The organism is Rheinheimera nanhaiensis E407-8, from assembly GCF_000296695.1.
Lineage (GTDB): Bacteria > Pseudomonadota > Gammaproteobacteria > Enterobacterales > Alteromonadaceae > Alishewanella > Alishewanella nanhaiensis.
Map to the genome: position 1 here is coordinate 32,467 of NZ_BAFK01000017.1, position 22,049 is coordinate 54,515.

At 49.7% G+C, this 22,049-nt stretch carries 18 protein-coding genes, 1 tRNA gene and 1 pseudogene; 10 read left to right on the forward strand and 10 right to left on the reverse strand.

What is annotated here, in order from left to right:
* Window positions 1-11 precede the first annotated feature (11 nt).
* A complete protein-coding gene (locus RNAN_RS13565; protein ID WP_008222706.1) occupies window positions 12-977 on the reverse strand; it encodes a DUF4382 domain-containing protein in 966 nt (321 codons plus the stop codon).
* A gap of 154 nt (window positions 978-1,131) precedes the next feature.
* Between RNAN_RS13565 and RNAN_RS13570 the strand changes: the two genes are divergently transcribed.
* From RNAN_RS13570 to RNAN_RS13595, 6 genes and pseudogenes are all read left to right on the forward strand, one after another.
* A tRNA-Pro gene (locus RNAN_RS13570) sits at window positions 1,132-1,208 on the forward strand.
* Between the two features lie 586 nt (window positions 1,209-1,794).
* Window positions 1,795-3,690, forward strand: coding sequence for an HsdM family class I SAM-dependent methyltransferase (locus RNAN_RS13575; protein WP_008222710.1), 1,896 nt, complete (start codon window positions 1,795-1,797; stop codon window positions 3,688-3,690).
* A gap of 499 nt (window positions 3,691-4,189) precedes the next feature.
* Window positions 4,190-4,636, forward strand: a pseudogene (locus RNAN_RS18760) (restriction endonuclease subunit S); the annotation flags it as partial.
* A gap of 368 nt (window positions 4,637-5,004) precedes the next feature.
* On the forward strand, window positions 5,005-6,192 hold the full coding sequence (locus RNAN_RS13585; RefSeq protein WP_008222713.1) for a hypothetical protein: 1,188 nt from the start codon (window positions 5,005-5,007) through the stop codon (window positions 6,190-6,192).
* Window positions 6,192-7,031, forward strand: coding sequence for a hypothetical protein (locus tag RNAN_RS13590; RefSeq protein WP_008222715.1), 840 nt, complete (start codon window positions 6,192-6,194; stop codon window positions 7,029-7,031). The genes RNAN_RS13585 and RNAN_RS13590 overlap by 1 nt, the downstream gene beginning before the upstream one ends.
* Before the next feature lie 2 nt (window positions 7,032-7,033).
* Window positions 7,034-7,855 carry a hypothetical protein gene (locus RNAN_RS13595; RefSeq protein ID WP_008222717.1) on the forward strand — a complete coding sequence of 274 codons (822 nt, stop codon included), beginning with the start codon at window positions 7,034-7,036 and terminating at the stop codon, window positions 7,853-7,855.
* 137 nt (window positions 7,856-7,992) lie between these two features.
* On the opposite strand, the gene RNAN_RS13600 is transcribed toward RNAN_RS13595, so the two are convergent.
* Entirely contained in the window at window positions 7,993-8,463 is a 471-nt protein-coding gene (locus RNAN_RS13600) for a DUF4124 domain-containing protein (protein WP_008222719.1), read from the reverse strand.
* Between the two features lie 107 nt (window positions 8,464-8,570).
* Window positions 8,571-10,274, reverse strand: a complete 1,704-nt coding sequence (locus RNAN_RS13605) for a methyl-accepting chemotaxis protein (protein WP_040552187.1) — start codon at window positions 10,272-10,274, stop codon at window positions 8,571-8,573.
* 168 nt (window positions 10,275-10,442) lie between these two features.
* Between RNAN_RS13605 and ggt the strand changes: the two genes are divergently transcribed.
* Together ggt and RNAN_RS13615 are read left to right on the forward strand one after the other, a co-directional pair.
* Window positions 10,443-12,110, forward strand: coding sequence for a gamma-glutamyltransferase (gene ggt, locus RNAN_RS13610; RefSeq protein ID WP_008222723.1), 1,668 nt, complete (start codon window positions 10,443-10,445; stop codon window positions 12,108-12,110).
* Between the two features lie 47 nt (window positions 12,111-12,157).
* A complete protein-coding gene (locus RNAN_RS13615; protein ID WP_008222725.1) occupies window positions 12,158-12,976 on the forward strand; it encodes a type 2 periplasmic-binding domain-containing protein in 819 nt (272 codons plus the stop codon).
* On the opposite strand, the gene RNAN_RS13620 is transcribed toward RNAN_RS13615, so the two are convergent.
* Window positions 12,973-13,446, reverse strand: a complete 474-nt coding sequence (locus RNAN_RS13620; RefSeq protein WP_008222727.1) for a phosphate-starvation-inducible PsiE family protein — start codon at window positions 13,444-13,446, stop codon at window positions 12,973-12,975. The two genes, RNAN_RS13615 and RNAN_RS13620, sit on opposite strands and share 4 nt — an antisense overlap.
* A 114-nt stretch (window positions 13,447-13,560) precedes the next feature.
* Here RNAN_RS13620 and RNAN_RS13625 point away from each other — a divergent pair, with 114 nt between their 5' ends.
* Entirely contained in the window at window positions 13,561-14,559 is a 999-nt protein-coding gene (locus RNAN_RS13625; RefSeq protein WP_008222730.1) for an extracellular catalytic domain type 2 short-chain-length polyhydroxyalkanoate depolymerase, read from the forward strand.
* On the opposite strand, the gene RNAN_RS13630 is transcribed toward RNAN_RS13625, so the two are convergent.
* Window positions 14,556-15,815, reverse strand: coding sequence for an MgtC/SapB family protein (locus RNAN_RS13630; RefSeq protein WP_237739928.1), 1,260 nt, complete (start codon window positions 15,813-15,815; stop codon window positions 14,556-14,558). The genes RNAN_RS13625 and RNAN_RS13630 overlap by 4 nt on opposite strands.
* 173 nt (window positions 15,816-15,988) lie before the next feature.
* Between RNAN_RS13630 and RNAN_RS13635 the strand changes: the two genes are divergently transcribed.
* On the forward strand, window positions 15,989-16,537 hold the full coding sequence (locus tag RNAN_RS13635; protein WP_008222737.1) for a YaeQ family protein: 549 nt from the start codon (window positions 15,989-15,991) through the stop codon (window positions 16,535-16,537).
* 8 nt (window positions 16,538-16,545) lie between these two features.
* Here the strand turns inward: RNAN_RS13635 and RNAN_RS13640 are convergent, their stop codons facing one another.
* The 5 genes from RNAN_RS13640 to apbC form a co-directional block, all read right to left on the reverse strand.
* A complete protein-coding gene (locus RNAN_RS13640; protein ID WP_008222738.1) occupies window positions 16,546-17,121 on the reverse strand; it encodes a glutathione S-transferase family protein in 576 nt (191 codons plus the stop codon).
* The gene (locus RNAN_RS13645; protein ID WP_008222739.1) at window positions 17,118-18,011 is read right to left on the reverse strand and encodes a DMT family transporter; all 894 of its coding nucleotides are present in this window, start codon (window positions 18,009-18,011) and stop codon (window positions 17,118-17,120) included. The genes RNAN_RS13640 and RNAN_RS13645 overlap by 4 nt, the downstream gene beginning before the upstream one ends.
* A gap of 47 nt (window positions 18,012-18,058) precedes the next feature.
* Window positions 18,059-20,167: a hypothetical protein gene (locus RNAN_RS13650; protein WP_008222746.1), complete on the reverse strand. Its 2,109-nt coding sequence runs from the start codon at window positions 20,165-20,167 to the stop codon at window positions 18,059-18,061.
* A gap of 210 nt (window positions 20,168-20,377) precedes the next feature.
* The gene (gene dcd / locus RNAN_RS13655; RefSeq protein ID WP_008222748.1) at window positions 20,378-20,968 is read right to left on the reverse strand and encodes a dCTP deaminase; all 591 of its coding nucleotides are present in this window, start codon (window positions 20,966-20,968) and stop codon (window positions 20,378-20,380) included.
* A gap of 1 nt (window position 20,969) precedes the next feature.
* Entirely contained in the window at window positions 20,970-22,034 is a 1,065-nt protein-coding gene (gene apbC, locus RNAN_RS13660; RefSeq protein ID WP_008222749.1) for an iron-sulfur cluster carrier protein ApbC, read from the reverse strand.
* Window positions 22,035-22,049 lie beyond the last annotated feature (15 nt).

Consider the following 22,049-nt stretch of genomic DNA (forward strand, 5'->3'; position numbering starts at 1 on the left):
TTTCGGCCTTGTTACTCAGTAAAGTTAAGCTCTACTGCAGTGTTGCTGGCGGGGATCTGAACATTTTGCGTTTGCAAAAACTCAATCGGATCTGCCGCTTCAGGGTCGTCGCTAACATCACAGCTTAACGCCGCGGTGTAACTGTCAGCATCAATATAGCCAATGCTGTAGTTATACTCGCTGACACCATCAAAATACACATTGGTACTGGCATAAGGCTGGTAGGTATTATCACCGCCGTTATCAGACAGTTCTGCTATGGGGCGGTCAGCGCCCTGATACAGATACACGGTTGCTACCGGCAGCGACGCATCGGCTGGCGCCACAGTACAATTGTTGTTGGTCAGGATAATTTCATCAACCTGGCCGGTTAAATGGCCAATTTCACTGTTATTTACCAGCCTTAAGCCGGTGGGTTTTAACAGGTAACCATTTTGGCCCGGTGGGTTCACCATAGCTTTGCGCAGGTCAAACTCCAGGGTGTAGTTAAAAGTACCACCGGCCGATAAGGTCACGCCGCCCAGTTTCAGTTCATTAGACGGTACCCGCAGTGGCTCGCGCATACCGTCTTCCAGTTCAACATAGCTGCCCTCTGCAATTTCCAACCGCAGCTGGCCATAATTGCCGGCTTCAAATTCAGCGCCGGTGACTAATGCCTCAGACTTAGCGCCATCTAACAACAGCAAATCGATACCGCGGGTATTGGGGATCACATTGCCCTGGCCATCCCGGCAATTGTCATTCGCTTCAGCGGCAACATCATCATCGCCTATGGTAAAGCTCTGACTACCAACGCCATTGCCGCTAAGTTCTATTTCGTTAAAGCAAACCATCACCACTTTAGCGCCATTTACCGGCGCATCGCTTACGCCCAGGCTAAATTTGGCAAACATAGGTTCAGTGTCAGACGAACCGCCACAAGCGGATAAAACCGTTACCGACGCAACCACTGCGCTGGCTAAGAGTGCTTTTTTCATTATGTTACCCTCCATCAACTCTGCCTAAGTTATAACAAGCCAGCCTGAACCACTACTTAATCAGTCGCTTCACTACTGGCTTTGGCGAAAATTGCGCCAGTCAGGTAATACAGCATTGCATTCTGGCCGGGAATCATTATGATACGCCCTACGTCGGTACGTAGCGCAGCTTGGTAGCGCACTGTCATGGGGTGTCAGGGGTCGGAGGTTCAAATCCTCTCGTACCGACCATTTTTGCTCAAACCCTTATATCTATTGACTTACACAGTCGCCATCTCTAAAAATACATTCATTTAGAACTGCTGAAACCTCTGGTTTACGTCACTTCCTGGGGCACGTTCAGCTCTGTTTACGTTTTAGAACGGTTGCTACCGATTATCACGGCTTGGTTTGAATAGCCGCTTAACCTCAAGAAAAGCAACTCAGCTCCAGCAGCAGGACAGGTAGGACTATAGGGGGATAAACGCACGCAAATGATTGAGAATGTGCTCAAATTTTCCTGGTGAAAATTTTATCAAAATTAATATTTTAAAGATTGCTACTCTCTAAAAGCAAAAGAGAACTTAGAGCTCTGTAGCATGTTCAGTACGAGACCTAGATATGAGCATAGATTATGTATAAGCCCTATGTAACTTGGTCAGAATGTTTAAATTTTTTTCGTAATTACCAAAGCGCTGTGAGTAATCAACCACTTGAGAACACTTGATTTTTTCGTTAATCTCGACGTAAGTTCAAATATCAACGATTTAGCGTAAGGGAGAGTACACGCTGTTCATTTTAATTTAATGTTAAAAAGAATAATTTAAGAGAATTATAGATGTCTTCAAAAAACGAAAGAAAAACGGAAAACCTCGTTCGAGACAAACTGCGTGAGTATGGATATTATGAGCCTGAAAATGGCATAACTATAGAAGAACAGAAGTCTGAAATTGCAAAAATTAAGACCTTGTTATCCAAAGCAAGCAAGAACGCCAAAGGCAACGCCGGTTATCCCGAATTTATTATATCAAACAGAAAAGATACATCATTTTTGATTGTTTTCGAGTGCAAACCGGATGTTAAGAAACACCAAAGTCCGACGTTCGATAAGCCAGTTGAATATGCTGTTGATGGTGCTTTGCATTACGCTAAACATCTTGCTAAGCAATACACGGTTTTGGCCGTAGCAGTTAGCGGCTCCACTGCGAGCGCCATGAAAGTATCAAACTTTCTAGTTCCAGCAGGCAGTACTGAAACTAAAGAGCTTGTTAACGAAAGCGGCGCTTCAGTTCAAGACATTATATCTTACGATGACTACTACAGACTGGCATCTTTCGACCCAGATGTTGCAAGGAAACGCCACTCTGATCTGCTTGCTTTTTCGAAAGAACTCCACGAACTGATTTGGACTAAGGCAAAGATCTCCGAAGAAGACAAGCCTCTTTTGGTTAGTGGCACCCTGATTGCTCTGATGAACGCACCTTTCATGAAGACATTTGGCTCGCTACCTGCTGAAGATATTCAGGAATCCTGGCTACTCGCAATCAAGAAGGAGCTAGACAAGGCAGATATTCCGCAAGCCAAAAAAGACACCATGCTACAACCATACTCAACAATTGCAGTACATCCAAATCTTGGTGAGCCTGACAGTAAAACAGCTAAAGAATATCCTGACGGCGTTTTCAAAGAAATCATTATGCGAATCTGTGATAACGTCTGGCCATACATAAACGTCTATCATGATTTTGATGTTGTTGGACAATTTTACGGCGAGTTCCTGAAATATACTGCCGGCGATAAGAAAGCACTTGGCATAGTCCTAACCCCTAGACATGTTGCTGAGTTGTTTTCATTGATCGCAAATGTCGGACCAGAGTCAAAAGTCCTCGATATCTGCGCAGGTACTGGAGGCTTTCTTATCTCCGCGATGCAACACATGCTCAAAAAGGCGGTCACAGAGGAAGAACGTTCTGACATTAAAAAGAATCGTCTACTAGGCATAGAGAATAATCCCAAGATGTTTGCTTTGGCCGCAAGTAACATGATTCTTCGCGGTGATGGTAAAGCAAACCTTCATCAAGCTAGCTGCTTTGACGATGCCGTAATCAAGGCCATTAAAAAGCTGAAGCCTAATGTTGGAATGCTAAATCCTCCGTACGCTCAATCAAAAAGCGACGCAGAGTTGCACGAACTTTACTTCGTTAAGCAGATGTTAGATTGCTTGGAATCAGGCGCAATTGGTATCGCAATTGTTCCAATATCTTGTGCGATTGCACCAAATCCAGTTCGAGAAGAGTTGATGAAACATCACACTCTAGATGCTGTGATGTCGATGCCACAGGAGTTATTTTATCCGGTTGGAACTGTCACCTGCATTATGGTGTGGATTGCTGGTAAACCTCATGCAAAATCAAGTCGAAAAACTTGGTTTGGTTATTGGCGAGATGATGGATTTGTGAAGACTAAACACAAGGGGCGAATAGACCAGAATGAAGTATGGCCATCTATCCGCGACCGCTGGGTCGAAATGTATCGCAATCGCGAAGTACACCCCGGTGAAAGCGTAACCCAAAAAGTCACAGAGCTTGATGAGTGGTGCGCAGAAGCTTATATGGAAACAGATTACAGCAAACTCACTCGAGAGGATTTTGAGATTGTTGTGAAAAATTATGCAATTTATAGACTACTTGGTAGCCAGTTAACTGGTGGAGGAGAAGATGGTTCCTCTGAGTGACATATTTGAAATATCCTATGGCCATTCACTAGAGTTGAATCGCTTGTCGCTAATGAGCAGAGACAGAGGGGGTGTCCCCTTCGTTTCAAGGAAAATGGGTGATAACGGTATTTCAGCTTACGTATCACCGATTGAAGGCGTCAGGCCAGCTCCAGCTGGAGAGTTAACGTGCGCATTGAGCGGTAATGGTGTGCTATCAACCTTTTTACAAGAAGCTCCGTTCTATACAGGATTTCACGTAGCAAGGCTAAAGCCTTTGGTGAAATTGACGAAAGAGCAACTTCTTTATTATTGTGCATGTATTGCTTCGAACAGATATCGTTTCAGCTACGGACGACAAGCTAACAGAACACTCAAAAACATCTTGGTGCCGGCGATAGACGAGATACCTGCTTATGTAACGCAAATAAACATCAGACAATATGATGGTTGCGGAACGCCTGCGAGTCACAAACCTCAACCTGACCTGGTCACTGACAAATGGTGAGAATTTAAGTTATCTGACTTATTTGATATCCGGAAAGGCTTACGACTAACAAAGGCTGACATGCTGCCAGGTAAATTGCCATACGTTGGAGCATCTGAAACTACAAACGGCGTTACAGCGTACATTGGACAACAGCACATTCACAAAGGCGGAACCATTAGCGTGAGTTACAATGGCTCTGTAGCTGAAGCATTTTACCAACCAGTAGAGTACTGGGCCACTGACGATGTTAACGTGCTTTACCCAAAAGACTTTACCCTCACCCCAGCTGCAGCGTTGTTTATTTGCACTATCATAAAAATGGAAAAATACCGTTTTAACTATGGTAGAAAATGGCATTTGGAGCGTATGCGGGATTCAATTATCAGATTGCCTGTCACAGCCACAGGCATGCCTAATTGGGATTTCATGGAACAGTATATTAAGACTCTGCCTTATAGCTCGCAAATCTATTCATAAGTAATTTAATACACAGCTCGCTAAGATGAATTAGGTAGCCCTTTAAGCACAAAAATTGATTTTGCTAAATCGTGCAAAGCGGCCTCCAGCTAGCCCGAGATATTCATTAAATATAATCCTTTACTACCCAAAATCCCCGCTTTTGCGGGGGCAGCTGTTCAATTTTAAACCACTTTAGGCTTTGCTTTGCGCCATAGAATTCACGGTGTTTGCAGAGTCCTGCTGAATACACTGAATACGTGTGTTGATAGGCCTTCGTTCAGCGAATTCAAGCAAGCACATTTTAAATGAAATTATTTTGTAACCATTGTGTTATAAAAGCAAGTCATGTATGCTGCGCAAGTTAAATTGATACAGGGAGGTTGGAAATGAGCTGGATACATACTGGTAAGACTCAGGCGTTTAATTACACTGGCCTGGATAAAAATATGTCACAGGAACATGGCATTCGGCTACCAGCTCAATACCTTGTCAATAAATGGCAACTGACTCATCAGGCATTGTTGATGCTGGCCAGTCTGAACGATTATGACCAGCAGCAGGTCATGAAAGAGATTGAATATGTTACCCGTTACCCAAGCACAACCTACTCTACCAAGCACAGTTTAAACCCGTTCCGTCGTATCTACCGCACCCGGTATCCGTTTCGTAGTTACCATTATTTAATTGAATATCGCACGGCGGCCAATGGTCAGGTTGTGATTGATGAAATATTTTTTGATAAAACTCTGGCTGGCGAAAAAACCAATACTGCAGCCGAGCGCACCATGCTATATCATATAGGTAGAGACGCTAACCAACGTTATGATCAAGCGAAAGATGAGAGGGGTATCGACGCTTTAGGTCTCTCAGTACAAAATATCGAACCAACCAATCAGGTTCGCACCGAGCATGCTGCGGTAAATGGCATGTTGAACGATTTAAATAAAGCAGCCTGGTTAATGGGCGTGCATGCCCAGACGGCTTATAGCTCGGATACGATATCCGCCTATACGTTGTTTCATAACCCCACTGATGGCGGTATGTTAGACCTGACAGAGTGTTTATTTGATAAACTTAGCCGCACTAAATCCCATAATGCGCAATATATAGCTGCGGTGCTGGCACAAGTGCAACAGCAAGGCAGGTCTGTAAAATGGGTAGTGCATAGCCAGGGCGCGATTATTTTTAATGCCGCATTATTACATTACCGGGCGCATTATGGTGGCCGCTTAAACCTGCAACAGTTGGCGATACATGGTAGTGGCGCAAATGTACAACGACTAACCAGTATGGCCAGTGGCTTAGGTATAAAAGTTAACGCCGTAAGAAATAACCCCTTTGATCTGGTACCCAATATAGCAGGTGGTAACGATTTATCACCCAGCAGTTTATGCCGTAGCTTAAAATTCTGCGGTTTGGTATTTGGCCCAAACTCAGGCCCAGGTGTAAGCCCACATACGTTGCCTTATCTCGGCATCGAAACTTACAGGCAGCAATTATGGATGTTGGGTAATCATAAAAAAGCGGCACAGGTACAACGATATATTCAGATGCATGCAGGTAAGGTTCGCTAATGGGCTTAGTTAAAAATGTGTGGCAGGGTTTTGCCGGTGGGCCAGATTTAAATCGCCAGCAAACACACCGGTTTTTACTAGAAGATATTCAGGTGCAAGTGCGCTTGCCGCATTCTAATGTCGAAACCATAGCATCACCACGTCTTGTTAATTTTCCTTATAAAACGCCGGGCTGGTTTGAACGTAATATGGAACAACAAAGACAACATTATTACGTGCATTTGCAAACTCGCTGCTGGTTTTATATGTTCCCTTTACTACGTTTTGGCGATGGTGAACTAGGCCACTTATTTTGTTCTCTCTGGCTAAAACGGGTTCCGTCTGACGTAAATGCATTAGATCGGCAACAATTGGCTGACTACCTTATTCGCGAATATGATGAACATTATAACGCCGAAATAACACGGGATGATTCCTGCGAACAAGCTAGGGGGGTGAATACCCGTACCAGACAAAAGATTCGCGCTGAAGCAGAATTAGCTGCCTCCAGAGGGTCTACCAGCCGGTTAGATAATCTTGAAAAACATATTGCCTTATCCATTAATTACCCACCTCTGGAACCAGCAAAAATCATTACAATACATGGTATGGAATGGGTGTCTTATGTAGACAAACCCTTTCCTGCTTCATTAAGAGGGGTAGATTATTACTGCCTGCCGTTGAGCGAACAATTTTGCTTTGCAATTAGCTTTACACTGTACGCCCCTGGGTACGGCAATAAGCGCTGGCTTAAACACGCCAAAGCGACCCAACAAATGGTGCTGGATAGTTTAAAAGTAAGCTCGGTCGATAATACATCTGATAACCTGCTGGTTCATACGGTCAACAAGGCAGAGTAAAGTTGCTAAAAAACTGGTGGCAGGGGTTCGCTGGTGGGCCCGATTTCAACCGCCTGCAAAAGCTCAGCTTTTTGCTGGAAGATTATTCTGTTCAGCTCACACTACCTTACTCCAATATTAGCTCTGACGAGCCACCAAAGCAGGTTAATTACCCGTTTCACTCTAACGGCTGGGTTGAGCAATACCAGCAACAGAAAGATCAGCACAAATATGTGTCCATACACACTGAGGGTTGGTGCTACTTAGCCCCCCTATTACGTTTTGATGGCGGCGAGTACGGCTGGCTGTGGTTAAGCGTCTGGTTAAAGAAAGTACCAGACGGTATTGATGCGCTTGACCGCCAAGCGCTCGCCCAGCATGTGATTAACGAGCATGATCAGCATTACAACTCTGTTGCAGTTGGCGCGGAGGGCGAATACGGCCTTGGCCACAATACCGAAATTGAGCTAGAACTGAAAGAATATGCAGAGCTTCGCGCATCCCGAGGTTCACCATTTACTGAAGAACGCTACCGCGACGAGCTACAAGGCCGGATCAACAATTATGGTTACCCTCCACTACAACCAGCAAAACTAATTACCCTGCAAGGTTTTGAGTGGGTGTTTTATCAGGAAAAGTACGACCGGCACCCAACCCGAACAGACTTTTACTGCCTGCCGCTTAGCAGCAAGTTTTACCTTACGCTTGGTTTCAAACACCGGGTTGATAATGCCGGCGAGAAATCCTGGCAGAAAGATGCGGAAAATGCCCAGCAAAAAATATTAGACAAATTGAATGTCTCAGTTATGTTTGACAAGGCAGTGTTGGTAAATTCATCAGTATAAAAATGCAACCTGTTTAAGCATTTCAAACTAGGCGCTGGGTACTGGTTTCAGTTAAAAACAAAGCCTCGCTAATGCGAGGCTTTGTTTTTCAGCGCTTAATAAGCAGAGCGACAGTTTTGCTTGGGGAGATAACGCCATTAAAAGCTATTTAACTGCTCTGTTAGCCGGTCTATTTCTACGTCTATTGCTCTGATATCAGTATCGTACTGGGTAGCCACCGCCGCCATTTCTTTGGACAGGCTTTCTTGCCATACCGCGCCAGCCAGGTTGTTGGCAGAACGCTGCTTCGAGTTTTTCAGCTTAGCTAATTTTTCATCACGCTCGGCCTGTTTATTGGTTTTATCCGATTTCAGCCGGTTAATGGCTATTTGCATATCACGCTTTTTAATTGACTCACTCAGCCTATCGATAGTGGCCGCGGCGCTGCTGGCTTGCTTGGCCTCTGCTGCCGGCAATGAAGGCTGAGGCTGATCTGTTGCATAAGCGGTCACTTCCGCATCTTCGCTACACGGTAGCTGACTGTAGGTAACAACGCCGTCAACCTCACATTTATACACCTTGGCTGATACAAAAAACGGCAGCAACAAAACAATTAACACCGGCTTCATCTTAATTTCCTTAACATTAACGTAAAGCCATAATAGATAATTAGGTACAAAATTGCATCCTAAAACATGGAATCCATCGTTTTTCAATGTCTGGTTATTTTTACGGCTTACAACTTAAAGCCGCTGAGCGATGTTTTCATTTCGCTGGCCATCTGCCGCAGTTGCTGGCTGGCGGTGGATAACTCTGCAGATTTTGCCGTAGTGCTTTCTACAGCGTTAGCGATATTCTCCATGTTCTCGTTAATGGTGCCAGATACCACGGCTAACTCTTCAGTGGCACTGGCCAGCTGATCGTTTACGTCAGTAATGCTGGATACCGCCGCGTTAATCCGGCTTAACGCTGCATTGGCTTGCTGCGAGCATTGAATGGTTTGCTCGGTTTCCGTTTTACTTTGTGCCATCGATTCAACGGCGTTTGCCGAGTCTTGCTGTATACCCTGAATACGCTGGTTAATATCCTGCGTAGAGGCCTGAGAGCGGCTGGCCAGAGTACGAACCTCGTCAGCTACCACAGCAAAACCACGGCCCATTTCGCCGGCGCGGGCCGCTTCTATTGCCGCATTTAGCGCAAGTAGGTTAGTTTGCTCGGCGATAGCGCCGATCACATCGGTGACCGCACCGACTTCTTCACCCCGCTTCGATAACTGGGCAATTACCTCGGACACTTGCTCTAACTTCAGTTTCAGCGCATCGATGGCACTGATCGTTTGCTGCACTGATGTTACCCCGCTTTGGGTTTCCTGATCAGCATCCCGTGCGGCTTTAGCTGCGGTGGTGGCGCTGCGCGCCATATCCTCACAGGTCGCTGTCATTTCATTAACGGCAGTGGCAACCTGCGCCGTCTGATCCATCACACTTTGCAGTATTTGCTGGGTATGCTGGCTGGTATCATCCAGCGCTTCAGATTGCTGCGCCAGTTGCTCGGCCATCGCCTGCTGCTTACCGATAATGCCTCTTAACTGTGCTACTAAGCCACTAAGCGCCGCCAGCAAACTGTCGTTATCATTGCTGGCCAGATTAAACTGCACCGAAAAATCGCCTGCTGCCACCTGTTGCACCAGCGCTTTGGTGCTGGCTACCTCGCCGCCCAGTGCCTGCAGCAGCCAGCGGCGGATATACAACGACATGCCGACCGTCAACACGACAACCAGCAGCACCACCAGACTGATTTGCGTTGCCACCGCCCAAAATGCCGCATTCACATCATCAATATAGATGCCGGAGCCTAACACCCAGCCCCAGTTGTCGTCTTTAGCCACGTACGATAGCTTGGTGTAACGTTCTTCTGTCACTCCGCCGCCTTTTAACGGCTTAGGCCACTGATACTCGACAAACCCATTGCCGTAGCGGTTTATTACATCAACAAAACTGACGAACAAGTTGGCATTGGCCAGGCTTTGCTGCTGGCTGCCATCGCGGTTACGCATTAGGGTGGCGTGATTAAAGTTTGGCCTATCCAGCACAGTGCCATCCAGCGCCGGTACGGTCGGGTGCATTATCATCTTTGGAATGGGCCGGCCAGTGTCGTTGATCCAGATATATTCGGTGCCGTCGTAGCGAATGGCCTTTATCGCCGCCATCGCTTGTTGCTGCGCCTGCTCCTGGCTTAAACTGCCGTTTTGTTGCAGCGCCTGGTAATGCTTTAGGATACTCAGGCCGCTATCAATAACCGCTACCACGCGATCTTCGCGCCCTTCTATCAAACTGTGTTGCAGTGCACTCAGCGCCACCATCGCCAGCACCATAAAGCCGGTTAAGGCCAGAACAGAGATGCTGAGCAAGCGCCCGCCTACCGTTTGCCAAATTGCCATAATGCTACCCATGAGTTGTTATTAAAATTTTTTGATTGCCAACAAAACTTGCTTTATAGCAAGTAGTTAGCAGTTGTTACTCAGCATAGACGGCGCTTTGGTTTTTGTCACACCTTGTAATTAACGGCAAGGCAAGGTAGAACAGTATTGTCATTAACGGAGGGGCTTATGTTGGCGCTACGACACCTGATTATTACTGTGTTATGGCTAAGCTTTGCGGTGCAAGCCGCCCAGGGCAATGATGGCCGCGGTGCAGTTGCTTCACCCGACCGCTATGGTGCCGACACTGCAGAGCTTATTTTACGCCAGGGTGGCAATGCGGTAGATGCCGCTGTAGCAACCGCCTTTACCCTGGCGGTTACCTACCCCGAAGCTGGCAATATAGGTGGTGGCGGCTTTATGACGCTGTGGTTTGACGGCAAGCCCTACTTTTTAGATTACCGCGAAACGGCGCCGGCTAAAGCCCACCCTGATATGTATTTGGATGCCGATAAACAGCTTATTCCTAACCTTAGCCTTATTGGCCATCTGGCCAGTGGTGTGCCGGGCACCGTGATGGGGCTGTGGCAGGCACACAAGCGCTTTGGCAGCTTGCCCTGGGCAGAGCTGCTAAAGCCTGCCATTGGCTATGCTAAAAACGGCTTTATCGTAGCAGAAAACCAATATCAATACCGGGCAGACTTACTGCAACAACTGGAAGGCAAAACCAATTTTGCCCGCTATTTTGCCCGCATGCAGGCCGGACAGAATTTTACCCAACCAGAGCTGGCCGCCACCCTAACCCGCATTGCCAAAGAAGGCCCGACAGATTTTTATCAGGGTGAAACCGCCAGGCTTATTGCGGCGCAAATGCAGCGCGGCGGCGGCCTTATCACGTTGGACGATTTAGCCGGCTATAAAGCAGGCTGGCGCGAGCCCATTATTACCCCCTGGCGTGGTAAACAGCTGGTGACGACAGCACCACCTAGCTCAGGTGGCATAGCGCTTAGCCAGCTATTAGGCTTAAAGCAGCGTTTGGCAGCGCATTTTGACGGCGTTGCCCTTAACAGTGCGCAGTATGTGCATTTAATTGCCGAAATTGAAAAGCGTGTCTTTGCCGACCGTGCCGACTATTTGGGCGACCCTGACTTTACTTCAGTGCCACAGCAACAACTGTTAGATGCCGCCTATCTGGATAAACGCGCCAGTGAGATTAACCCCAAACAGCTATCCGCTACCGCTGCAGTAAAACCCGGCCTGGAAGGGTATCACACCACCCATTTTTCTATCTTAGACAAGCAAGGTAATGCGGTATCCAATACCTACACTTTAAACCTGGACTTTGGCAGCGGTGTGGTGGTGGAAGGTGCCGGTTTTTTACTGAACAACGAAATGGATGACTTCTCGGCCAAGACTGGCGTGCCCAATGCCTTTGGCGTAGTGGGTAGTGACGCTAATGCCATCGCGCCGGGTAAACGGATGTTATCGTCAATGACACCCAGCCTGCTGGTGAATGATGAGCAGGTAGAGCTGGTAATTGGCACGCCGGGCGGCTCGACCATTTTTACCTCAATATTTCAGGTGATCACTAACCTGTATGACTATCAGCTGTCATTACAGGATGCGGTTGCCGCGCCGCGGTTTCATCACCAATTGCTGCCAGAGCACCAAATTACTATGGAGCCTTATGCGCCATTACTACCCGAGGTGCAGCAGGCCTTACAGCAGCAAGGTTATAACCTGTACACACAAAGCTGGAGCCTGGGCGATATTCAGGCAATACGGGTAACAGGCACAGAAGTGGAGGCTGTGGCCGATCCGCGCTCACGCGGTGTGGCGCGCGTATTTAGTTACTAAGCTGATGTGTTGTTTATAGCAAGTGTGGTTATTACCCTGGCCTTAGGATGTCGATAAAAACCGTATTACTTAGTATCACCCTGATGGGTAGCACACTGCCGGGCAGCGTAGTGCAAGCGGATGTGCTGGCTACCCAAGGCGTGCCCGCCGCCGTTACGGCAGTGACACTGCGCTTTTGTTACGAGGACAAACAGTTACTGCCTTATTACGCCGGTAACAGCGCTGCAATACCAGAGCAGCCCGGAGCCACCATTGAACACTTGCGCCGTGCCACCGCTGCCGCCGGGCTAACGCTGGAGCTGGTGCGTATGCCCTGGTTGCGCTGTCTGCAACAACTGGAAGACAACAGTGTTGATGCGCTGGTAGCCGCTTATGATAAGGACCGGGCCCATTTTACCCGTTACCCGACCCGGCCTGACGGCACGGCGGATCCAGGCCGCGCCATTAATCAGCTGGGGCTGTGTCTGGCCTATCGCTTTGATAATAATCTGGCGGAAAAAATCAGTAGCCAAAGCGCCATTACGGTGTCACGACCGCTGGGCTATCGCCCTATTCCGTTTCCGGCCAATACGCTACTGGTTCCTGTGCATTCAGCCGAGCAAGCGCTGGAGTTGGTGGTGTCAGGCCGGGTTGATGCCACTACAGTGTTGTGTCAGCTCAATGGTGTTAATGCCCAAGAGCAGCATATCAACCGTATCCCCGTGCTACTACTTTACCCCCCACTGTATCAAAGTGATGGCTATCTGATGCTAAGCCAGGACTTTTATCAGCAGCATACACAGCATGCTGAACGCTTATGGCAGACGCTACCGGCCACGCTGGATAAAAACCGCTATCTGCAATACCTGGACTATCCGTTTTATTAACGGCTGTTCAATGCTTTATGCTCTTTGTGTAATAACCAGTAAGTTACCCCTAACGCTAACACAGTGACCGCTACTGCCAAAATGTACTCTGCCGACATTTTTTCTACATCAAGCACGATCACTTTACGCGCAATAGCCATTAATGCCGTGGCAACCACTAACTTAACCGGAAAGTCGTTAGACTCCAGGTATAAGCGGATGTTAATAAATATCTCTATTGCTATCAGCACCGCCATAAAGGCACCGAAGGTGTAGAAAATATCGTTAATATTGAGCAAGAACATCGGCGGTGTCATCAGCCGCTGATACAAAACATAAAGTACGTCGCCAATACCCCAAATAATGACCGCTACCATCAACACAGCTAATACACGAACACATTGCCGGATAACGCTGTGCAGATGAGTAATAAGTGGATCGATATGCTCTTCAGGTAATTCTTTGTGTTGTTGATTTTTATTATCTGTCATCCTCTACTCTCCATTAATGTCTGCCTTGCTCACCAGGCTGTACTAAAGCCTTATTGCCGCCGGATGGTTATTTTGTCATGGTTGCCATAGCGTAGTTTATTTTCAGGAGTCACCATGCCACGTTACGTACTTGCAGCTCTGCTCTTTGCTGCCACGTCTCAGCCTTTGGCTGCAGATACCGACACCCTGCCCAAACTGACATTGCAGCCAAACATTACCCTATCAGGTCTCTCAAGTGGCGCTTATATGGCGGGTCAATACCACCTGGCCTTTGCTGAACAGGTTGACGGTGTCGCCATGCTGGCGGCCGGCCCGGTGTATTGTGCGCAGAATAGTCTGGGCCTGGCGCTAGAGCATTGTTTTAACAAGGCGAGCAGCGCACCCGACATGACTGCGATCAATAGCTATTTAAAAGACCAGCAGAACAACGGCAACCTGGCTCCAGTGACAGCGCTACAACAGGATAAAGTATGGATTTTTCACGGTAGCAAAGACGCCACTGTTTATCCAGGTCTGGCTGTGACGCTACAAAAGCAATATCAGCAATGGCTGGCCGAGCATAATATTGCCTTAGTGAACGACAAAGCTTTTGGCCATACCTTCCCCACTGATCGCACAGATTTAGGCCACTGCGTGGTGTCCGAGCCACCTTTTCTTGCCAGTTGCACTTATGATGCGGCCGGCGAATTGTTAACCTTTTTGCTGGGTAAGCAAAACCCGAAAAGCAGCCGCGCTGCAGGACAACTGCTCAAATTGGATCAACATAAATTATCAACGGCTGCGCAAAACACACTGGCGCAAACCGGCTATTTGTATGTGCCGGCAAGTTGTGCCGATGGCCAAAGTTGTCGCTTGCATGTCAGCTTCCACGGCTGTAAACAAAATGCCGATAGCGTTGGCGAGGCTTTTGTCACCGGCACTGGCCTGAATCAGTATGCTGACACAAACCAGCTGGTGGTGTTTTACCCGCAAACCCGTGCCAGTAACATTAACCCCTTTAACCCCAATGCCTGCTGGGACTGGTGGGGCTACACCGGGCCAGATTATGCCACCCGTAGTGGCGCACAGCTAAGTGCGGTGCAACAAATAGTCAATAAGCTGCTGGCCAACTAAACCAGAGCGATACTGATAACACCGGCGCTAACAATTGCCGCCGTTGCCAGCAGCACTTTATTGGCCAGCGCCCGTGCGCCCAAGGTGTACACCAGCGCACATTTCACCACGGTATTACTCAGCGCCGCTATGGTAATAGCCACAGCGGCTGTCGTCAGGCCCTCAGCAGCTTGGCGGCCATATTCGGACATTGACAAGGTAATGGCATCAACGTCAGTTAAACCGGCTACCGCGGCCAGCAGATACAAGCCCTCTTCTGCGGCGTAGTGTTCGGTGAGTTTTACCAGCAGCAAAATTGCCGCAAATAAGGCGCCGAACTTTATCGCGGCCAGCAAACTAAAGGGGTTGGTCACTTTTACCGAACTTTGCTGTGGTGCCTGATAGCGCCGGCTGCCATGCCAGTAAAACACCGCGGCCATCACTGCTGTGGTACACGCCATCACGCTAAATGGCAGCCACAGTGCTGCCAGCAGCGGTTTAAATACGATAGTTACAGTAACCATCACGCGGATAAACATCACCAGCCAGGCCAACAGTAAACCACTGGCCTGGGTATCGGCCGCCAGCGAATCGCTCTCAACTTTACTGCTGCGGGCAAAGCTTAGCGTTACGGCGGTAGACGACGCCAGGCCGCCGCTGATGCCGGTAACCACAGCACCATGCGCTGCGCCCAGCCAGCGCACAGCGACATAACCGAGCAGCGACATAGACGAAATCAGGATCACCAGCAGCCACAGTTTGTAGGGGTTAAGCGCTTGCCAGGGATCTACCGGCGTATTGGGCAATAGCGGCAACACAATAAAGCTGGCGATCAGCAGCTTTAAACCGGCATACAAATCGTCCATGCCAATTTTGTTTACCAGCCCATGCAGCGGTTGTTTAAAGGTTAAAATCGCCGAGGTCAGAATGCCCAGCATTACCGCCAGCTCAGCATAACCAAACATTGCCGCACCACCGAGCAAGGTGACCGTAATGGCGCTGATTTCACTGGTTAAGCCCAGCGAGTTGGGGCTATTACGATTTTCCAGCACATAGGCGATTAACACCGCCAACGCGACGACCAATACCGTCACTACGAACAACCAGGATGACTGCATATGCAGTGACAACCAGGCCGACACCGCGCCCGCCTGGGCAAACAGAATATAAGTACGCAGGCCGCCAAAACTGTTTGGGTGCTCGTCGCGGCGGTGTTTCTCCCGCTCAATACCTACCAGGGCGCCAAGCAGTAGCGCGATAACAAAATTTTGTATCATCGCAAAATCAAATGCCGACATCGTTTGTAAACTCAACCATTTAGCTCGCTTTACCACAGCATAGCGCAGTTTTTTGTGTCATGGCATAGCCGCGCCGGCAAAAGCCGTTAATTGAGCTGCATGGCACTTCAGGGTACACTCGCCCACCAGTTCGCACGCAGTGAGACAACCTTATGGCGCTGAAAGCCACCGTATTTAAAGTGCAGTTACAAATCGCCGACATGGAGCGGCATTACTATCAAAGCCATAGCCTGACGCTGGCCCAGCACCCGTCAGAGAATAACGAGCGCATGATGGTGCGCCTGCTGGCATTTGCCTTAAATGCGAGTGATAGCTTAAGTTTTACCAAAGGGCTAAGCGCTGAAGATGACGAGCCGGAGCTGTGGGATAAAAGTTTAAGCGGTGACATCAACCTGTGGGTAGAATTTGGCCAAAGTGATGAGAAATGGTTGCGCAAGGCAGCCGGCCGGGCCAGGCAGGTCCAGCTATTTTGTTATGGTGGCCGCAGTGTGCCGGTGTGGTGGAAACAAAATGAACAAGCGCTGCAGCGCTATCAAAACCTCAGCGTGCTGGAGATCAGCGAAACCTCGGTAGCTGAGATGGCCAAACTGGTTAACCGCACTATGCAGCTGCAGTGCAATATCAGCGACGGCCAAATATGGTTATCCGACGCTGAGCACAGTGTATTAATAGAGCCGCTGTGGTTAAAAAAGGCCGGCTAACGACGGGCTTAACCTAAACGCGGGTCGCTTACGGCAACGCCCGGCTGCTGACTGTTGGCCGCGACAAAGGCTAACAGCGCCGGGTAATCATCCAGCTCAACCAACTGGCGAAACAGGGTCCAGTCAATCAGGCTGTACAGCGCCATGCTAACGTAGTGCCACTGACTAAACTCGCTATTGGCTGCCTGCTGCTCTAACACATAAAGACAGGTAGCAACCCGCTCTTTTTGCAGGTCAAAAAACAACTTATCTTCGCTGGTATCAAAGCCGCTGCGGCTGCATTGTAATAGCATTACCAGCGAATCATTTACCGCGTTAATCACCGTCAGCTGGTTTTCCTGATACCAGCTAAGCGCGGTTAAACCCAGTTGCGCGGCCAGGTAGCGGTAGATCACGCCGGAGTCGAAAATCACCTCGCCGTCATGCTCCAGCATCGGAATGCGCAGCGTCGGGTTAATGGCAGCCAGGGTTTGCCGGTCTTGCCCGGCAAAAATATTCAGATTGATAAAATCATGCGGCTTATCGGCCAGTAACAAGCGGATCCGTCTGACATAGGGTGAAGTTTGTGAGCCATAAAGTTTCATTGCGTCTCCTTTGCCGGGGTAAAAAGTGCAGTAATACGAAAACCGGTTACCAGCATAGTACCGATAATAACAATAGCGGCGCCAAATAGCGTATGCCAGCCGACCGCTTCATGCAAAAACAGGTGCCCCCACAACACACCAAATACCGGAATTAAAAAGGTTACGCTAAGCGTTGGTGTGGCGCCAAGGTCTTGCACCAGACGAAAATACAGCAAATACGCCACACCGGTGCAAAGCACACCCAGTGCCAGCACGGCTAACAGGCTGGTCGCGGCAGGTTCAGCCACCGGGGGCGGGATAAACCATAACAAAGGCAAAAGCCACAGGCTGGCCGCCCACATACTGCCATGAGCGTTACTAAAGGCCGGCACCGGTTTGGCTTGCCGTGTATACCAGGTAGCTATGCCATAACAGCAAGCGGCCGCCGCTGCGGCCACTAATGCCCACACACTGCTTTTGTCTGTTACGGTGCCGTCAAACCCCACCAGGATACCAACCCCTGTGATACCAAGCAGCAGACCTGCTGCCAGCCTGAGCGACATAGGTTGACGAAAGAACAGCCAGCCAATAATAGCGCCCCACAGCGGTGCCGTGGCGTTGAGCACGGCCAGTAAGGAGGCGGTCAGGCTTTGCGCCGCATAGGCAAATAACAAAAACGGCAAGGCCGTGTTAAAAAAGCTCAGCAGCAAATAGTGTACGGCATATTGCCTGAGCGGCAAACGTTGCTTTAGCGCCAGCGCAACCAGCGCTAAAAACACTGACGCCATAAATACCCGGCCAAACATCAGCCAGGCCGGCCCCAGCTCTGGCACACCCAGACGCATAAACAAAAAAGACGCGCCCCAGATAGCAGCCAGTAACACTAACCGCAAAATACTTGCTGCACTCACCAACCGCTTCCTGTTTTACTACCGCCTGACACAGCCTGTAACACCACTTATCGGTATAACCAAAACCACACTGCCGCAGCGGCTAACACCAGCAGCAGGATAATTAAGCCCCAGGGCTGTTTTTTCTCGGCAAAGGGATCAGTCATCGTGCGTTTGGCGCCTTTGGGTAACGTGGCCAGCCCTGTTAACGAGGCACCAAAAGGCACATTAATACGCGCCCGGGTGTTTACTGCCCAACCGTTTGCATCAAGTAAAGGCCCCAGGTTACGCCGGCGCAATGTCATGTAAGCCATCAGCATAGATGGACAGGAGATCAAAAGCATAACGCCCAGCAGCACCAACGGCACTTGCCATAAAGGTAAAGCAAACAGGCCAGACACTATCGCCGCTAATGCCGTGCCCAAGGCGCCCACTGCCAGGCCGATAGCAGCAAAAATACCGGCAAACTTGGCAATATCAAAACTGCTGGCGCCCGCTGCTGGCGCTGCTGCAATATCCGCCGTGGTTTTAGACTCGATATCTTTATCCCGGCTGGCGGCAAATTTTTGTAGCTGTGTTTCAATAAAGGCCGCCACCCTTTTATAGGGTGACCAAAATGCCTGGCGGATACTCACCGGTTGCGCGACAACTTTAGTTACGCTGGCTTTCCAGTCCCGCCCCTGGCGGTCATAAAATACGCCGTTACGCCCGGGCACCATTAATTCATCCACATCGCCACCGGTTAAAGCGGCGACGATATTCACCGGTGCTTCACCGCTGCGCACACAACTGCAGTACACCAGATAACAACCACTAAACGGCGCCATAGTGGCATGCCGGGCCTGATCGTTAACATAGAGCACCAGCTCACAGCTACGCTGGTCCAGATACAGGGTACCCGCCTGGAAAATCGCCTTCTGGTGGCCTTGATAGAAATCACTCAGCGAAACAAAGTTGCGCAGCAAAGTCACCAGATAACGCTGAAAATGCACTAATCGCTCGGCATTATCGACATTATCGGCAAAGGTTTTTTCCGCTTTATCAGCAACTATCAAGGCTTCTAAACGCGAGGCAAGATCCGAGTTGATGATCTGCTGCAACCGCGCTGTCGGCAGCTGGTGTAAGGCAGAGTCAGGCTTGCTGGCCTGCCAGGCGCGCCAGCTGGCGAGCTGGGCAGAAATAGCCGCCCAGTCGGCATACTGCAGGCTGTCAGTGTCTTTGCCCAGTAACGGCTGAACCACCTTAGTGCTAAATTGGGCTATGGCGCCGGCCCAGGCCGGGTTTACGCCGCTGCCAAGCGGTAAAGGCCGCTCTGGTGCCACTTCTGCTAACGGTAAGGCGGCGATATCGCTATCTGCGCTGGCAACGGCACGGTTGGCCAACACTGCATAAACGCCGGCTTCAGGGTTAAGTGCCGGTGTGGCCCGGCTATCAAACGCGGCTAACTGACAGCGGACAAAAAAGTCATCTATTTTGGCCTGCACTTGCTCAAAGGCGGCGACGGCATCAGCCGTCGCGCTGCCTAATGGATGCAGCTCGGTGGAGCCGGCCTCACCGGCCTGATGCCAGTCGACGATGGCCTTAGCATCGGACATAAAACCGGCCAACAGGGTTTCATCCACACCCAGGCCACCGCTGCGATCCGCCACGCCACCGGTCACACTGACAATATCCGTGATCAGCTGTTTCACTTCTTCATCGTCGGTCAGCTCGGCCATCACAACGCCATCACCGTTAAAATGGTCGGCCGAAAATAGCCGGGCTTTGTCGGCAAAGTCTTCAGTTTGCAGTAAATCTTGCGCGGTTTTGCCACTGTATTGCAGCACACGCTGGGCGGCGGTTTTAAGCGCCTGCCCCTCTTCGTCCTGATCATTGATGGCTGACAGCGGCACGCCAGGGCTTTGAAACATCAGATCGGCATCCAGCAGACGCTGGCAGCACCAACGCACAGCAGATTGCACTTCAGGGATCCGCACCTGGCCATCGCCATCGCTGTCTAATAGCGCCAGGGTGCGGTTGTCAAACTCCAGCCCGGTGGTCGGGCAGTTAAGCACGGTCCACAGCTTGGGATCTAACTCGCTTAAGTGTTGTAAGTCTGCCCCGCGCTCCAGCGCCACCTGATCAAAACCACCACTGCGAAAAAAATGCCATTTATGTTGATTTTCGTTCACTGACATCGTTTTCTCTCCCTGATATTAAAAGTTAACTGAGCATAATGCACAGTTATTACATTTACCACGCAGCCAACCCGTTGATGCAGAATTTTTGCGCACAGCTGTTGCCAAGCTATGCAACTTTATTGCATAATCATCCCGCTTCATTTTTGCTTTATAGCTTTTGGCCCACGCTTTGCGTGGGCTTTTTACTTTCAGCCACTTAAGATGGTGTTAGCCTTTATCATCATGGCCAATACGGCTTGCTACCGCACCGGTTTGTTGCTGATATTTCGCATCGGTTCTTTTGTTGTAAGGTCGCGCTGCCGGTCCGGTCATTAACTCAAAATTCAGTGCACCAATTTTCATTTTCGGTCTAAGCGCCAGCGGCAATTTACCGCTGTTGTAGAACTCCAGCACGATATTACCCGACCAGCCCGGATCGATACGGTGAGCGGTAACATGCACCATTAAGCCTAAGCGGGCTAATGATGAGCGGCCATCCAGCCAACCGACTATATCATCCGGTAACGTTACCGACTCCAGCGTCATCGCCAGCGCCAGCTCGCCCGGGTGCAGAATAAACTTATCGCCATCGGCAATGTAAATCTCATCGCTCATCACGCTGTTCAGCGCTTTGTCGACTTCGGCGCGGGGGCCGCTTAAATCGATATAAGGCGCGGCATGGGCCTGAAACACGCGGAACTTATTACCCAGGCGAATATCGACGCTGACACCGCTTATCATGTCGGTGTCAGGCATAGGTGCAATGCTAATTTTACCTTCGGCTAAATAGCGCTCTATATCACGGTCACACAGTCTCATTCTAATCGTCCGTTATGATAATTTCAGGTTGGCGGCGCTGTTGCGCACTGGTCTGCCAATGCAGCGCCAGCATAATTTGCTGGCCGATTGTACGGTAAATTTGCGCCACTGGCTGCTGTTTTAACACCACCGGCACACCGGCATCCGCCTGCTCGCGGATGTGCTTTTGTAGCGGCAATTGTCCCAGCACCGGCACCTGATAGCGCTCTGCCAGCGCCACACCGCCATCAGTGCCGAAAATATCATCCTGTGCGCCGCACTGGCTGCACTGGTAAAAGCTCATGTTCTCCACCAGGCCCAGCAGCGCAATATTCACCTGACGAAACATGCTAATGGCTTTTTGTGCATCGGCCAGCGCCACATCCTGTGGTGTGGTGACCACTATGGCCGCAGTAACCGGCAGCTTTTGTGCCATCGTCAGCTGAATATCGCCGGTGCCCGGCGGCATATCAACAATTAAATAATCCAGCTCTGGCCACAGGGTTTCATTTAACAGTTGCAGCAACGCCTGACTGGCCATAGGCCCACGCCAGACTGACGCCTGCTGCGGGTCAACTAAAAAACCTATTGATTGCACATACACACCGTGGGCAAACTTAGGCTGCATCAGCTTATTATCCGGCGAGCTGATTTTCTCGCCACTAAGCCCCAGCATAGTAGGAATAGACGGGCCATAAATATCCGCATCCAGCAAGCCGACTTTAGCGCCTTCCAGCGCCAGGGCAGCGGCAATATTCACGGCCGTGGTCGATTTACCAACACCGCCTTTGCCGGACGCCACCAGAATGATCTGTTTAATGCGGTTAAACACCGGCGCGATATCCAGCTCATAGCTTAGCTGTAAGGCGCAGCTAAAACCGGCCTCTGTCAGCGCCTGCTGCAGTGGCTGCCGGATTGACAACAGCGGCAGTTGCAAACTTAACTGCAGGGTGTTTTTTTCCATCCTGGCGCTATGCAGCAACAGAGATAACGGCACACCGCTGCCCGGCAGTTGCCATTGTTGCAACAACTGTTGTAACGCTTCCGGCAGCACTTGCGCTTGGTTTGCTTTAAACCAGTTAAACATCAGCACCTTTCCAAT

Excerpts from the sequence above, each read along its gene's own strand:
- RNAN_RS13590 (WP_008222715.1), top strand. The coding sequence starts at position 6,192 with ATGGGCTTAGTTAAAAATGTGTGGCAGGGTTTTGCCGGTGGGCCAGAT.
- RNAN_RS13640 (WP_008222738.1), bottom strand. The coding sequence starts at position 17,121 with ATGAAACTTTATGGCTCACAAACTTCACCCTATGTCAGACGGATCCGC.
- RNAN_RS13600 (WP_008222719.1), bottom strand. The coding sequence starts at position 8,463 with ATGAAGCCGGTGTTAATTGTTTTGTTGCTGCCGTTTTTTGTATCAGCC.
- RNAN_RS13635 (WP_008222737.1), top strand. The coding sequence starts at position 15,989 with ATGGCGCTGAAAGCCACCGTATTTAAAGTGCAGTTACAAATCGCCGAC.
- RNAN_RS13620 (WP_008222727.1), bottom strand. The coding sequence starts at position 13,446 with ATGACAGATAATAAAAATCAACAACACAAAGAATTACCTGAAGAGCAT.
- RNAN_RS13605 (WP_040552187.1), bottom strand. The coding sequence starts at position 10,274 with ATGGCAATTTGGCAAACGGTAGGCGGGCGCTTGCTCAGCATCTCTGTT.
- ggt (WP_008222723.1), top strand. The coding sequence starts at position 10,443 with ATGTTGGCGCTACGACACCTGATTATTACTGTGTTATGGCTAAGCTTT.
- RNAN_RS13565 (WP_008222706.1), bottom strand. The coding sequence starts at position 977 with ATGAAAAAAGCACTCTTAGCCAGCGCAGTGGTTGCGTCGGTAACGGTT.
- RNAN_RS13575 (WP_008222710.1), top strand. The coding sequence starts at position 1,795 with ATGTCTTCAAAAAACGAAAGAAAAACGGAAAACCTCGTTCGAGACAAA.
- apbC (WP_008222749.1), bottom strand. The coding sequence starts at position 22,034 with ATGTTTAACTGGTTTAAAGCAAACCAAGCGCAAGTGCTGCCGGAAGCG.
- RNAN_RS13625 (WP_008222730.1), top strand. The coding sequence starts at position 13,561 with ATGCCACGTTACGTACTTGCAGCTCTGCTCTTTGCTGCCACGTCTCAG.
- RNAN_RS13650 (WP_008222746.1), bottom strand. The coding sequence starts at position 20,167 with ATGTCAGTGAACGAAAATCAACATAAATGGCATTTTTTTCGCAGTGGT.
- RNAN_RS13630 (WP_237739928.1), bottom strand. The coding sequence starts at position 15,815 with ATGATACAAAATTTTGTTATCGCGCTACTGCTTGGCGCCCTGGTAGGT.
- RNAN_RS13615 (WP_008222725.1), top strand. The coding sequence starts at position 12,158 with ATGTCGATAAAAACCGTATTACTTAGTATCACCCTGATGGGTAGCACA.
- RNAN_RS13585 (WP_008222713.1), top strand. The coding sequence starts at position 5,005 with ATGAGCTGGATACATACTGGTAAGACTCAGGCGTTTAATTACACTGGC.
- dcd (WP_008222748.1), bottom strand. The coding sequence starts at position 20,968 with ATGAGACTGTGTGACCGTGATATAGAGCGCTATTTAGCCGAAGGTAAA.